Genomic DNA, 12,852 nt, shown 5'->3' with positions numbered 1-12,852 from the left:
GACCCATCATCCCAGGTCGGCGCGGGGACGCGGGGCTACCATCGGCGCCGAGGGGGACGCGCCCCCGCGCTGGAGGCAGCATGCTCGAGCTCCTGACCGGATCCGGTCTCGCCGCGGCCGCCGGGATGAACGCCTACGTCCCCCTGCTCGCCGTGGGCGTCGCCAACCGCTTCCTGCCTCAGCTCATGCAGCTGCCGGAGGGCTGGCAGTGGCTGTCGAACGAGTGGGTGCTCGGCATCGTGGCCGTGCTGCTCGTCGTGGAGGTCGTCGCCGACAAGATCCCCGCCGTCGACACGGTGAACGACGTGCTGCAGACCGTCGTGCGGCCGACGGCCGGCGGCCTCGTCTTCGGCTCGTCGTCGACGGCGTCGACGCTCGCCGTCACCGACCCGGCAGCCTTCTTCTCCTCGAACCAGTGGGTGCCCATCGCCGTGGGGGCCGTGATCGCCCTCGCCGTGCACGGCACGAAGATGGCGGTGCGCCCCGTCGCGAACGTCGCCACCGGGGGCGCCGCGGCGCCCGTGATCTCGACGTTCGAGGACGTCGGCGCCGTCGGCATGACCGTGCTCGCCTTCGTCATGCCGGTGCTCGTCGTCGTCGGCTTCGCCGTGCTCGTGTGGATCGTGATCGCGATCGTGCGCCGCGGGAGGCGCGGTCCGGGCGTGCCTGCCGGCTCGAGCGCCCCCTAGCCACCCCGCGCACGCGACGAGGGCCGCACCCCCATCGGGGATGCGGCCCTCGTGCGTGAGCGGATGCTCGCGGGATGCGTCGACTCAGTCGGCGCGGCCCGTGAGCTTCTCGCGGAGCGCTGCGAGCGCCTCGTCGTCGGCGAGCGTGCCGCCGCCGTTCGACTCGGAGGAGTAGCTCGAGCCCGTCGACGCGCCGGCGGCCACGTCTGCGGCCTCGACCTCGCGAGCGTTCTTGACCTGCTCCTTGTGCGACTCCCAACGAGCCTGGGCAGCCGCGTACTCGGCCTCCCATGCCTCGCGCTGGGCGTCGAAGCCCTCGCGCCACTCGTTCGTCTCGGCGTCGAAGCCCTCGGGGAACTTGTAGTTGCCCTGGTCGTCGTACTCGGCGAGCATGCCGTAGAGCGCCGGGTCGAACTCGGTCGCCTCGGGGTCGACGTCGAAGTTCGCCTGCTTGAGCGACAGCGAGATGCGGCGACGCTCGAGGTCGATGTCGATGATCTTCACGAAGACCTCGTCGTTGACCGACACGACCTGGTCGGCCGTCTCGACGTGCTTCTCGGAGAGCTCCGAGATGTGCACGAGACCCTCGATGCCGTCTGCCACGCGGACGAACGCACCGAACGTGACGAGCTTCGTGACCTTGCCCGGCGCGAGCTGACCGATCGCGTGGGTGCGGGCGAAGACCTGCCACGGGTCCTCCTGCGTCGCCTTGAGCGACAGCGAGACGCGCTCGCGGTCGCGCTCGACGGTGAGGACCTCGACGGTGACCTCCTGGCCGACCTCGACGACCTCGGATGCGTGCTCGATGTGCTTCCACGAGAGCTCCGAGACGTGCACGAGGCCGTCGACGCCGCCGAGGTCGACGAATGCGCCGAAGTTGACGATCGACGAGACGACGCCCTTGCGGATCTGGCCCTTCTGCAGGCCGTCGAGGAACTGCGTGCGCGACTCCGACTGCGTCTGCTCGAGCAGCGCGCGGCGCGAGAGCACCACGTTGTTGCGGTTCTTGTCGAGCTCGAGGATCTTCGCCTCGATCTCCTGGCCGAGGTACGGCGTGAGATCGCGGACGCGGCGCAGCTCGATGAGCGATGCCGGGAGGAAGCCGCGGAGGCCGATGTCGACGATGAGGCCGCCCTTGACGACCTCGATGACGGAGCCGGTGACGACGCCGTCGGTCTCCTTGATCTTCTCGACGTCGCCCCATGCACGCTCGTACTGGGCGCGCTTCTTGGAGAGGATCAGTCGACCCTCCTTGTCCTCCTTCTGGAGGACGAGCGCCTCGACGGCGTCGCCGACCTCGACGACCTCGGTGGGGTCGACGTCGTGCTTGATGGAGAGCTCTCGCGAGGGGATGACGCCCTCGGTCTTGTAGCCCACGTCGAGAAGGACCTCGTCGCGGTCGATCTTGACGACGGTGCCCTCGATCAGGTCGCCATCGTTGAAGAACTTCAGGGTCTTCTCGACGGCGGCCATGAAGTCCTCGGCGCTGCCGATGTCGTTCACGGCGACCTGCTTCGGAGCCTTGGTCGTTGCAGTGGTCATGTGGTGTTGGTTGCCTTCGGTTCGGACAGAGTCGGGCCCGCGGAGGGATCCTGGTGTCGGATGCAGCCGCGAGCATGCGGAAGTGAGGTCGCAGAAGCGACGGTCCAGGCTATCGCATCCGGCGTGTCGTCGCACGACACGCGGCACCGCGCGGCGCGGCGCCGACGATGCCGTCGCTCAGAGCGCGTTGGCGTGGTGGGCGCGGATCTCGTCGCCCGTGAGCACGCGGGAGAAGATCGCGACCTCGTCGATGCTGCCGCGGAAGTACTGGATCCCGGTCTGCAGGCGACCGATGTCGATGCTCGCGGGAGCGGTGAGCGCCTGCGTGCCTCCCCGCACGGTGCCCGCGCTCACCCCGTCGATCCACAGCTCGACGATGCCGCTCGACTGGGTGCGCGTCATGACGACGTGGTGCCACGCGCCGTCGTTGAGGCCGGAGCGCGAGGAGATCGTGACGTCGGGGCTTCCCACGCCCGCCATGACCCTGCCGTCGCTCGCGAGCGAGATGCCGAAGTCGCTCGTCGCCCCGGAGACCTCGGCGTCGACGAGCCCCGCGCCGTTGTACCACTGGGTGCCGGTGCCGATCCCCTGCGTCGAGCGGAACCACAGCTCGATCGAGAAGTCGCCGCCGATCGACCGGTTCATGCGGATGTAGTCGTTGCTGCCGTCGAACGACGCGGCAGTGCCTCCGTCGCCGGCGATGGCACCCGTCGTCGTCGTGGGGGTCGTCGCCGCCGACGCGGTGGTGCCGGTGGTGCCCCGCGAGTTGGCGAGCACGTTGCCCTCGAACCGGAACTGGTCGACGAGCCCGTTCGTGCCGACCACGGATGCGTACGGCGGCTTCACCTTGACGGTGCCGCCCGTCGCGATCGCGGCGTTGCCGACCGCATCCGTCACGACGTAGCGCAGCTGCACGCAGGTGCCGACGGCTGCGCCGACGGTCGCGGAGCCGGGATCCTGTGCGAAGGCCTGCACGGGAGCCCAGGCGCCGTAGGCGCCGCAGGCGTCGCCGACGAGGGTCGCGACTGCCCGCTCGAGCACGCGTCCCGCTGCGGGGATGCCCGAGCCCGTCGCGCCGTCCGTCGCGGTGCCGAGGCTCACGGCGATCGCGACGCTCGTGGTGCCGGCCGCGCGTCGCGTCGTCGTCGCGTACCCGATCGAGCCGCCCGTGGGCGCCGTGCTGTCGTCGACGAACGTCAGGGTCGCGGCGGCGTTGTTGCCTGCGACGTCGAATCCGTCGATGCCGAGGACGGGGCTCGAGGTCGTGCCCGCGCTCCAGGAGATGGGGTTCGAGACGTACGGGCCGCCTGCGGGAGCGTTGACGCGCGACGCGACGTGCGTGAAGCGCGTCCCGCCGCCGGAGATCTGGCCGGTGGCGCTGCCACCCGGCCCCGAGAGCCCGTCGGAGACGGCGTTCGCGATCGTGATGGAGCCCGCGGCGGCGCCGCGGTAGAACACGGTCGTGCCGACGAGCGCGGCGCTGCCGCTCGTCGCGGTCACGGACAGCGCATTGGTCGGCGCGACCGTGTCGGCGACGACGGCGGCGCTCGCCGCGCTCGCGGGGCCCACCCAGGCCTCCGCGTACCGTGCGACGACGGAGTACGTCCATCGGCCGTCCGGCACGTCGTTCTCGACGCAGGCCGACGCCGTGACGACGCCCGCGCACCCGCCTGTCGCCGACGCGGTCGCACCCGTCGTGCTCGTCCGCGTCACGACGTAGCCGGAGACGGGGGTGCCGTCGGAGAGCGTGGCGTCCGGCCAGTCGACCGTGACGTCGTGCTGCGCGGCGACCGAGGCGGTCGGCGTGCCGACGCGCGGCACCGTCGACGCCTGCGCGGCGCTCGACCGCTCGCCCTGCACGGGCGCGGTCCAGAAGGCCCAGGTGCCGGGCGCGGGCATGCCGACGGCGACGACGAGCGCGACGACCAGCGCCGCCACCACGAACGGTGCGCGCACGCTCGCGCGGCTCATGCGCCCGCTCGCAGGTACACGGTGACGGTCGCACCCTGGCAGCCGGTGGGCGCGTTGGCCGCCATGCCGACGGCGCCCGGCAGCACGATGGCGGACGAGCCGTTCGCAGGCACCGTCCACCCGGCCGCGCTGGGCGTGAACGAGAAGGCCGACGCCGGGCACGTGCCCGAGGCGCCGGCGACGAGGATGCCGCTCGTGCCGCGCGTGGTGTCGAGCGCGAGCGCGCCGAGGCGCACGGGCGCGGCGTTCGGGTTCGTGGCCGTCGTGCGCACCTCCGCGGTGCCGCCCGGGCGCAGGGCGTCGGTCGCCGTGCCCGCCGCGAGCGTGACGGCGGAGGCGGCGGAGCCCGTGCCGGACGCGCCGGCACCCGCGCCGCTCGTGGTCCAGACGGCGTGCGCCGTGCCGCCGATGCCGAGGATCGCGACCATGGCGACGGTCGCGACGAGCCAGGCGCGCTTCGCGGGGGTCATGCCGGCGTGCCGAGCGCCGCGTACTCGAGCGCGAGCGTCGCACCCATGCATCCGGCCTGGTCGACGGCGGTGTCTCGCATCGTCACGAGCGGCAGCTGGTCGACGTCCGCGCCCGCGTCCGTCAGCGACGACGCGCTCGACGCGTCGAGCTCGAGCGCGAAGCGCGTCTGCTCGATGGCGAAGTCGTCGACGCCGCAGGCGAGCTCGGCGGTCGCGTTGGGCGCGACGACCTCCGCGATCCGGACGGTGAGCCCCGTGATCGCGAGCCGATCGCGCGTCGCGTTGTCGAGCACGAGGTCCAGGCGCTCCCCCGAGCCGGGCACGAGGGGCACGGCGAGGGAGCCGGAGATCTCGAGCCCGCCGGCGTCGTCGAGCATCGAATGCTGGTTGGAGCCGCCCCCGACGACGAGCACGTCCGACCGGTTCGCGTCGATCGCGGCCCATGCCACGACCGTGCCCGTCCAGAGCACGAGCATGACGGCGGCGCCCAGCAGGAAGGCTCGGCGGCGTCCGGTGCGGGCGTCGGTCGTCATGGGGTGCTCCAGGGCTCGTGCGTCGTGTCGGCGGGGCCGGGAGGCTCTCGCGGAGCCTCCCGGATCCGGGTCAGTTCGACGTGTAGCTCAGGTTGACCGTCGCGCCCTGGCAGGCGTCCTGGTTGCGCGCGTTGTCGTTCGCGAAGGCGATCGTCGCACCCGTCCACGTGCCCTGCCCGGTGCCGGCGGCCACGTTCTGGTTCACGGTCATCGTCGCGCCGGCGAGCGTGTAGTCGGCAGCCGTGCAGGTGCCGGTGACGCCGGCTGCGACCGTGACGCTCGAGATGGACGCCGTGACCGTGCGCACGTACTGCGAGCCACCCGAGGGGTTGTTGAACGTGCCCGAGAGCGTCTGCGCGGCGGCGCCGGGGCGCAGGTTCGTGACGTTCGAGGTCTGCACGACGACGACCGGCTGCGACGAGCCCGTCGCGGCCGAGCCGGTGCCCGAGCCCGTCGTGGTCCAGTAGGCGACGGCAGCGCCGGCACCGACGAGCATGAAGAGCGCGGCGACGCCGGCGATCAGCTTCTTGCGGGGCAGGCGGCGCGTGGGCGTGGTCGTGGACATGGCGAGGCTCCGTGCTCTGAGGGGGTGAGGTGGAGGGCCGGTCGGTCGCTGCGGCGGACCGGACCGTCGCGAACGCGCGGACCCTCGACGCACGACGCTACAGATCCGAGCATTCGTCAACAAGTGCGACATGCCGTCGGGGTACAGATGCGGGCGAGGAAAGTTCACTCCCGACGAAGCAGCAGACCCCGGGAACGGCGACGGCCGCGGCGACGGGGTGCTCCCCCATCGCCGCGGCCGTCGTCGTGCGCCCTGCGCGCAGCCTCAACGCCCCCGCAGCACGGCACCCTTCAGCGTGTCGAGTCCGACGCCGCCGATGTTCAGCACGCGCATGTGGAAGTCCTTCAGATCGAACGCGTCGCCCTCGGCGGCCTTCGCCTCGTCGCGGATCTGCTCGAAGATGCGCTGGCCGATCTTGTACGACGGCGCCTGGCCCGGCCACCCGAAGTACCGGTTGACCTCGAAGCGCACGAACGGCTCGTTCATGTTGACGTTCTGCCGCAGGAAGTCGAACGCGTAGTCGAAGTCCCACGTGCCCGTGCCGTCGAGACGCGGCTTGCCGAGGTGCACGCCGATGTCGAGCACGACGCGCGCCGCGCGCATGCGCTGACCGTCGAGCATGCCGAGCCGGTCGGCCGGGTCGTCGAGGTAGCCGAGCGACTCCATGAGGCGCTCCGCGTAGAGCGCCCAGCCCTCGGCGTGGCCAGACGTGCCTGCGAGCCTGCGCCACGTGTTCAGCTGCGCACGGTTGTACGTCGCCTGCGCGATCTGCAGGTGATGGCCCGGCACGCCCTCGTGGTACACGGTCGTCAGCTCGCGCCAGGTGTCGAACTCGGTGACGCCCTTCGGCACCGACCACCACATGCGGCCGGGACGCGAGAAGTCGTCGGCGGGCCCCGTGTAGTAGATGCCGCCCGTCTGCGTCGGCGCGATCATGCACTCGAGCGCCGTGATGGGCTCCGCGATGTCGAAGTGCGTCCTCCCGAGCTCGGCGATCGCCGCGTCGCTCGTCTCCTGCATCCACGCCTTCAGCGCGTCGGTGCCGTGCAGCTTGCGCGACGCGTCGCCGTCGAGGTGCGCGATCGCCTCCTGCACGGACGCGCCGGGGAGGATCTCGTTCGCGATGCGCTCCTGCTCGTCGCGCATGCGGGCGAGCTCCTCGATGCCCCACTCGTACGTCTCGTCGAGATCGACGCTCGCACCGAGGAAGCGGCGCGACATGAGCTGGTAGAACTCGCGGCCCACCGCATCCTCCTCGCGCGCGGCCGGCAACAGCTCGTCGCGCAGGAAGTCGCGCAGCACCCCGTACGCGAGCGTCGCCGACTGCGCGCCGCCCTGCAGGTCGCTGCGGAGACCCTGGCTCAGGTCGGCGTCGTCGGCCTTCGCCTCGTTCGCGAGGTCGTGGAAGAACCCCGAGCCGTCGCGCAGGTCGTCGAGCTGCTCGATCACCTGCTCGACCTGTCGACGCGCAGGCGTGTTGCCCGCCTCGATGCCGGCCCGCAGCGAGTCGACGTAGCCGTCGATCGCCCCGCGCACCGTGCGCATGCGGCCCGAGATGTCGCTCCAGTGCTCCTCGGTGGCCGTGGGCATCATGTCGAAGACGTCGCGGATGCCCTGCGCCTCGGATGCGATGTTGTTGAGGTCGCGCTGCCACCAGCCGGACTCGAGCGTCTCGACCTCGAGCTCGAGCTCCCGCGTCAGGTCGGTCTTCGTGACCCAGTCGACGTCGTCGACGGGCTCCTCGGCGGCGAGGGCCGCGAGCGTGCCGCGCGCCGCGTCGATGCGGGGCTGCACCCCCTCGCGGGACAGGTCGCCGTACTGGGTCTGGTCTCCGTCGGCACCGAGCCACACGCGCGTGCGGGGCTCGAGCTCGATCTCCTTCTGCACGACCGCCTCGGCGATCGCGTCGATGGGCGTGGGGGTGCGTTCCTGCGGGGTCTCCGTCATGCTCCGACCCTACTCGCGGCGACTCAGGCCAGCAGGGGCCTGACCGCCTCGTCGAAGGCGTCCACGCCCTCGAGCCCGTAGGCCACGTCGGGCATGTAGACCACGAGGTAGTCGCAGCCCGCCGCCTGCATCGCGCGGATGCGCTCGGCGACCTGCTCGGGCGTGCCGACGACGGCCGAGTCGACGTTGAACGCGGCGCCGGCCTGGTCGGCGGGGAGCACGGCGTCGGTGCGCGCGTGCACCTCGTCGACCACGCGGCGGGCCTCGGCCTCCGTCGCCCGCACGACGACGTTCAGGTTCGTCGAGTTGACGATGGTGCCCGGGTCGCGCCCGGCGTCGTCGCAGTGCCGGTGGAGGATGTCGCGCTTGCGCGCGAACTGCTCCGGCGTGCCGCCGAAGTTCGACGCGTCGCCCCACTTCGCCGCGTACCGCAGCGTGCGCTGCTCGCCGCCGCCCGCGATCCAGGTCGGGATGTGCGGCGTGCCGTCTGCTCGCCGCTGCAGCGGCTGCGGGCGGCAGATGGCGCCGTCGACCGAGTACCACTCGCCCTCGAGCGTCGCCTCGCCGTCGTGCCAGAGCCGCTGCATGATCTGCACGCCGTCGCGGAGCCTGCCGATGCGCTCGCCCGTGCCGGGGAACCCGTAGCCGTAGGCACGCCATTCGTGCTCGTACCACCCCGCGCCGATGCCCATCTCGACGCGACCGCCGGAGATCGCGTCGACCGTCGCCGCGACCTTCGCGAGGTACGCGGGCTCGCGATAGCCGATGCACGTGCACATCTGGCCGAGGCGTACCCGCTCGGTCGCCGCGGCGAGCGCCGCCATGAGCGTCCAGGCCTCGTGCGTCGCCTCGTGCGTGGGATGCGGCGTCGTGTGGAAGTGGTCGTACACCCACACCGACTCCCAGGAGCCGGCGTCCGCGCGCCGCGCGACGTCGAGCATCGTGCGCCACTGGTCGGCCGGCTCGACGCCGACGAGGTCGAGGCGCCAGCCCTGCGGGATGAAGAGTCCGGTGCGGAGCGTCATGCCCGGCAGCCTAGCGACGCCATGGCGCGGTGGTCAGTGGCCCGCGGCATCCCAGTCCCGACCGACGCCGACCGCGACGTCGAGCGGCACCGACAGGTCGGCGGCGCCGCCCATGCCCTCGCGCACGATCTCGGTCATGCGCTCGAGCTCGCCCGGCGCGACCTCGAAGACGAGCTCGTCGTGCACCTGCAGCAGCATGCGCGACCCCAGGCCCTCGTCGAGGATCCTCGCGTCGATCGCGAGCATCGCGCGCTTGATGATGTCGGCGGCGGAGCCCTGGATCGGCGAGTTGAGCGCCTGGCGCTCGGCGTTCTCGCGCAGCACGCGGTTCGCCGAGTGCAGGTCGGGGAACGGGCGGCGGCGGCCGAAGATCGTCGTCGTGTAGCCGTCGTCCTTCGCCTGCATCACGACGCCGCGCAGGTAGTCGCGCACGCCGCCGAAGCGCGAGAAGTACTCGAGCATGAGCTGCTTCGCCTCGGACTGCGGGATGCGCAGCTGCTTCGAGAGGCCGAAGGCGCTGAGGCCGTACGCGAGGCCGTACGACATCGCCTTGACCTTCGTGCGCATGAGCGGCGTGACGTCGGCGGGGTCGACGCCGAAGACCCGCGAGCCGACGAAGCGGTGGAGATCCTCGCCCGAGTGGAACGCCTCGATGAGACCCGCGTCCTCCGACAGGTGCGCCATGATGCGCATCTCGATCTGCGAGTAGTCGGCCGTGAGCAGCGTCTCGAAGCCCTCGCCGTGCACGAACGCCGTGCGGATCTCGCGGCTCACGTCGGTGCGGATGGGGATGTTCTGCAGGTTCGGGTCGTTCGACGACAGGCGCCCCGTGTTCGACCCCGTCTGGTCGTACGTCGTGTGGATGCGGGTGTCGGACCGGATGCCCTTCTGCAGCGTCTCGATGATCTGCATGAGCTTCGTCGCCTCGCGATGCTGCAGCAGCAGCCCGAGGAACGGGTGCGGGCTCGACTCCTGCAGGTCGGCGAGCGACTGCGCGTCGGTCGAGTAGCCCGTCTTCGTCGCTCGAGTCCTCGGCATGCCCAGCTCGTCGAACAGGACCGTCTGCAGCTGCTTCGGGCTGCCGAGGTTCACCTCGTGCCCGATCTCGGCGAAGGCATCCTGCGCATGGCCGTCGGCCTTCTCGCGCATCGTCGAGTGGATGCGCTCGAGCACGGAGGCGTCGATCGTGACGCCCGCGTTCTCCATGCGCGTGAGCACGGGCTGCAGCGGCAGCTCGATGTCGGCCTCGACGCCCTGCGTGCCCTCGTCGATGCTCGCGCGGAGCGGGCCGGCGATGCGGCTGACGTACCAGGCGACGGTGCCGATCGCGCTCGGCTCGACGTCGGGCACGAGCTGCCGCGGATCGGGCTTCGGCATCGTCTCGCCGAGGATCGTGAAGACCTGGTGGTCGAGCTCGTAGGTCTTGGCGAGCGCCGTCGGTGCTGCGAGCCACGCCGTGATGCGCGTGTCGAGCGCGACGCCGCCGAGGTCGAGGCCCTCGGCCCAGAGCCAGCGCCGCTGCAGCTTCGCGTCGTGCAGCACCTTCGGGTGGTCGCTCGCGAGCCACTCGGCGAGCGCGACGTAGTCGCCCGTGCCCGCCTGGTAGGGCACGTGGACGCTCGAGGACTCGGTCGACAGCCCGATGCCCGTGAGCGCGTCGCCCGTGCGGTCGAGATGCACGGCGACCTCGCCGGTCTGACGCTCGAGCCACGTCGCGAGCTCCTCGTCGACCATGGTGTGCACCGCGGGTGCGTCGGGACCGTTGGCGCTCGGAGCCGCCTCGCCGCTCGCACCGCCGCCCTCCTGCGTCAGCACGCGGTCGAGCAGCGTGCGGAACTGCAGGCGCTGCGAGAACATCTCGCGCACCTTGCCCTCGTCGATCGGCTGGCGCGCGACGTCGGTGGGGCCGATCGGCAACTCGACGTCGTCGATCAGGCGGTTGAGCCTGCGGTTGCGCACCGCGCGCTCCTGCTGCTCGCGAAGGTTGTTGCCGACGACGCCCTTGATCTCGTCCGCGTGCCGCAGGATCTCGTCGACGGTGCCCCACTGCTGCACCCACTTGACGGCCGTCTTCTCGCCGACCTTGTCGATGCCCTGCAGGTTGTCGCTCGTCTCGCCGACGAGCGCCGCGATCTCGGGGTACTGGTGCGGCTCGATGCCGTACCGCTCGCGCACGGTCTCGGGCGTGTAGCGCTTCAGCTCGGACACGCCGCGAGCCGAGGGGTAGAGCAGCGTCACGTCGTCGTTGACGAGTTGGATCGTGTCGCGGTCGCCCGAGACGACGAGCACCTGCATGCCCTCGGCGACGCCCTTCCTCGCCATCGTCGCGAGGATGTCGTCGGCCTCGAAGTCCTCCTTCGAGATGGTGCGGATGCCCATGGCGTGCAGCGCCTCCTCGAGGAGGGGGATCTGCCCCTTGAACTCGGGCGGGGTCTCGGCACGCGTGCCCTTGTACTCGGCGTACTCCCGCGTGCGGAAGGAGAACCGCGAGATGTCGAAGGCGACGGCGAGATGGGTCGGCCGCTCGTTCTTGAGGATGAGCAGCAGCATCGAGATGAACCCGTGGATGGCGTTCGTATGCTGCCCCTCGCTGTTGACGAAGTTGTCGAGCGGCAGCGCGAAGAACGCGCGGAACGCCAGCGAGTGGCCGTCGATGACCATGAGGGTAGGCTTCGTGTCCGGCACGGCAGCAAGCCTAGCCAGGACCTGCGACACCGCCTCTGGAGGACCCTTGCCCGACGCGTCCGCGCCTGCGACTCCCCCGCATCCGATCGCCGCCTCGGTCGCCGCGAGCCCGGGCGCGTCGCACCTGCTGGGCGAACGCGGCCGCGGCGAGCTCGCGGAGCGCATGGGCATCGAGTTCACCGAGCTCTCGGCCGAGCGCTCCGTGGCGACGATGCCCGCGGAGGGCAATCGGCAGCCGATCGGGCTCATCCACGGCGGCGCCTACTGCGTCCTCGCCGAGTCGCTCGGGTCGATGTCGGCGAACGCGCACGCCATCACCCTCGGCCGCTACGCCGTGGGCATCGACATCAACGCGACGCACACGCGCTCGGTGCGATCCGGCACCGTGACGGGCACGTGCACCGCGGTGCACCTCGGCTCGACGATGACGGTGCACGAGATCGTCGTCACCGACGAGTCGGGTGCCCGCATCTCGACGGCACGCATCACGAACCTGCTCCGCGACCAGCGCTGAGGCGCGAACGGGGGCTTCGCACGGGACGACCGACCACCGCACGAGACCATGGGTCGCCGCACGGGTCGACCGGTCGCCGCACGGGCCTCGGCGGGGCGTCAGCCCTTCTTGCCCTCGCCGAGCTGCTCGATGACGGCTCGCGCGACCTCGCCCATCGTGAGACGACGATCCATCGACGCCTTCTGCACCCAGCGGAAGGCCTCGGGCTCCGACAGGCCCATGCGCTGTCCCAGCAGGCCCTTCGCGCGATCGACGAGCTTGCGCGTCTCGAAGCGCTCCGCGAAGTCGGCGACCTCCGACTCGAGCGCCTGGATCTGCTCGTAGCGCGCGAGCGCGATCTCGATCGCGGGCAGCAGGTCGTTCGGGGTGAACGGCTTCACGACGTAGGCGAGCGCACCCGCCTCCGACGCGCGCTCGACGAGCTCCTTCTGCGAGAAGGCCGTGAGCAGCACCACGGGGGCGATCTTGCCCTCCGACAGCCGCTCGGCCGCCGAGATGCCGTCCATCTTCGGCATCTTCACGTCCATGACCACGAGGTCGGGCCGCAGCTCGGTGGCGAGCTCGACGGCACGCTCGCCGTCGCCGGCCTCGCCCACGACCTCGAAGCCGTTGTCCTGCAGGGTCTCGACGATGTCGAGACGGATGAGCGACTCGTCCTCCGCGACGACGACGCGGCGCCGGGTGCTGCTCGTGGCCGCCTCCGGCTCGGGGAGCTCCGGCTCGAGGAACGTGGCATCGGTCATGCGACTAGCCTATGGGATGCGCGTGCGGCACCCCGCCCGCGCCGGCATGGCGGAATTGGCAGACGCGGCGCACTCAAACTGCGCTTCCTCACGGAGTCAGGGTTCGAGTCCCTGTGCCGGCACTCGTCGTCGGCGAGCACACGCACGAACGCCCCCATCCGATCCGGA

The 12,852-nt window shown here is 71.3% G+C and carries 11 protein-coding genes and 1 tRNA gene; 3 read left to right on the top strand and 9 right to left on the bottom strand.

What is annotated here, in order from left to right; all coding sequences use genetic code 11:
• Positions 1 to 80 precede the first annotated feature (80 nt).
• The gene (locus ACFQPP_RS05980; protein WP_376915634.1) at positions 81 to 689 is read left to right on the top strand and encodes a DUF4126 domain-containing protein; all 609 of its coding nucleotides are present in this window, start codon (positions 81 to 83) and stop codon (positions 687 to 689) included.
• Between the two features lie 84 nt (positions 690 to 773).
• On the opposite strand, the gene rpsA is transcribed toward ACFQPP_RS05980, so the two are convergent.
• From rpsA to polA, 8 genes are all read right to left on the bottom strand, one after another.
• On the bottom strand, positions 774 to 2,231 hold the full coding sequence (gene rpsA, locus ACFQPP_RS05975) for a 30S ribosomal protein S1 (protein WP_376915633.1): 1,458 nt from the start codon (positions 2,229 to 2,231) through the stop codon (positions 774 to 776).
• 177 nt (positions 2,232 to 2,408) lie between these two features.
• Entirely contained in the window at positions 2,409 to 4,202 is a 1,794-nt protein-coding gene (locus ACFQPP_RS05970; RefSeq protein ID WP_376915632.1) for a LamG-like jellyroll fold domain-containing protein, read from the bottom strand.
• Complete coding sequence (locus tag ACFQPP_RS05965) at positions 4,199 to 4,672, bottom strand: hypothetical protein (protein ID WP_376915631.1); 474 nt, start codon at positions 4,670 to 4,672, stop codon at positions 4,199 to 4,201. The genes ACFQPP_RS05970 and ACFQPP_RS05965 overlap by 4 nt, the downstream gene beginning before the upstream one ends.
• Positions 4,669 to 5,205 (bottom strand): hypothetical protein, encoded by a 537-nt coding sequence (locus ACFQPP_RS05960; RefSeq protein WP_376915630.1) that lies wholly within the window; start codon positions 5,203 to 5,205, stop codon positions 4,669 to 4,671. Before ACFQPP_RS05960 ends, ACFQPP_RS05965 begins: the two co-directional genes overlap by 4 nt.
• Before the next feature lie 70 nt (positions 5,206 to 5,275).
• A complete protein-coding gene (locus ACFQPP_RS05955) occupies positions 5,276 to 5,770 on the bottom strand; it encodes a hypothetical protein (RefSeq protein ID WP_376915629.1) in 495 nt (164 codons plus the stop codon).
• Positions 5,771 to 6,034: 264 nt separating this feature from the next.
• The gene (locus tag ACFQPP_RS05950; protein ID WP_376915628.1) at positions 6,035 to 7,717 is read right to left on the bottom strand and encodes a DUF885 domain-containing protein; all 1,683 of its coding nucleotides are present in this window, start codon (positions 7,715 to 7,717) and stop codon (positions 6,035 to 6,037) included.
• A gap of 23 nt (positions 7,718 to 7,740) precedes the next feature.
• Positions 7,741 to 8,742, bottom strand: a complete 1,002-nt coding sequence (locus ACFQPP_RS05945; RefSeq protein WP_376915627.1) for a TIGR03560 family F420-dependent LLM class oxidoreductase — start codon at positions 8,740 to 8,742, stop codon at positions 7,741 to 7,743.
• A 33-nt stretch (positions 8,743 to 8,775) separates the two neighbouring features.
• Positions 8,776 to 11,403 (bottom strand): DNA polymerase I, encoded by a 2,628-nt coding sequence (gene polA, locus ACFQPP_RS05940; RefSeq protein ID WP_376916763.1) that lies wholly within the window; start codon positions 11,401 to 11,403, stop codon positions 8,776 to 8,778.
• 109 nt (positions 11,404 to 11,512) lie between these two features.
• Here polA and ACFQPP_RS05935 point away from each other — a divergent pair, with 109 nt between their 5' ends.
• Positions 11,513 to 11,941, top strand: coding sequence for a PaaI family thioesterase (locus ACFQPP_RS05935; RefSeq protein WP_376916762.1), 429 nt, complete (start codon positions 11,513 to 11,515; stop codon positions 11,939 to 11,941).
• A 98-nt stretch (positions 11,942 to 12,039) separates the two neighbouring features.
• Here ACFQPP_RS05935 and ACFQPP_RS05930 read toward each other — a convergent pair whose 3' ends face one another.
• Positions 12,040 to 12,684: an ANTAR domain-containing response regulator gene (locus ACFQPP_RS05930; RefSeq protein ID WP_376915626.1), complete on the bottom strand. Its 645-nt coding sequence runs from the start codon at positions 12,682 to 12,684 to the stop codon at positions 12,040 to 12,042.
• Between the two features lie 40 nt (positions 12,685 to 12,724).
• On the opposite strand from ACFQPP_RS05930, the gene ACFQPP_RS05925 reads away from it, so the two are divergent.
• A tRNA-Leu gene (locus ACFQPP_RS05925) sits at positions 12,725 to 12,806 on the top strand.
• The last annotated feature ends 46 nt before the right edge of the window (positions 12,807 to 12,852 follow it).

The sequence above is a fragment of the Agrococcus sp. GCM10030265 genome (assembly GCF_042666675.1).
In the GTDB taxonomy this organism is placed as follows: domain Bacteria; phylum Actinomycetota; class Actinomycetes; order Actinomycetales; family Microbacteriaceae; genus Agrococcus.
This window is presented reverse-complemented; position numbering and strand designations above follow the sequence as displayed.

Coding starts and splice junctions, on each gene's coding strand:
- ACFQPP_RS05980 (WP_376915634.1), top strand. CDS start 81: ATGCTCGAGCTCCTGACCGGATCCGGTCTCGCCGCGGCCGCCGGGATG.
- rpsA (WP_376915633.1), bottom strand. CDS start 2,231: ATGACCACTGCAACGACCAAGGCTCCGAAGCAGGTCGCCGTGAACGAC.
- ACFQPP_RS05970 (WP_376915632.1), bottom strand. CDS start 4,202: ATGAGCCGCGCGAGCGTGCGCGCACCGTTCGTGGTGGCGGCGCTGGTC.
- ACFQPP_RS05965 (WP_376915631.1), bottom strand. CDS start 4,672: ATGACCCCCGCGAAGCGCGCCTGGCTCGTCGCGACCGTCGCCATGGTC.
- ACFQPP_RS05960 (WP_376915630.1), bottom strand. CDS start 5,205: ATGACGACCGACGCCCGCACCGGACGCCGCCGAGCCTTCCTGCTGGGC.
- ACFQPP_RS05955 (WP_376915629.1), bottom strand. CDS start 5,770: ATGTCCACGACCACGCCCACGCGCCGCCTGCCCCGCAAGAAGCTGATC.
- ACFQPP_RS05950 (WP_376915628.1), bottom strand. CDS start 7,717: ATGACGGAGACCCCGCAGGAACGCACCCCCACGCCCATCGACGCGATC.
- ACFQPP_RS05945 (WP_376915627.1), bottom strand. CDS start 8,742: ATGACGCTCCGCACCGGACTCTTCATCCCGCAGGGCTGGCGCCTCGAC.
- polA (WP_376916763.1), bottom strand. CDS start 11,403: ATGGTCATCGACGGCCACTCGCTGGCGTTCCGCGCGTTCTTCGCGCTG.
- ACFQPP_RS05930 (WP_376915626.1), bottom strand. CDS start 12,684: ATGACCGATGCCACGTTCCTCGAGCCGGAGCTCCCCGAGCCGGAGGCG.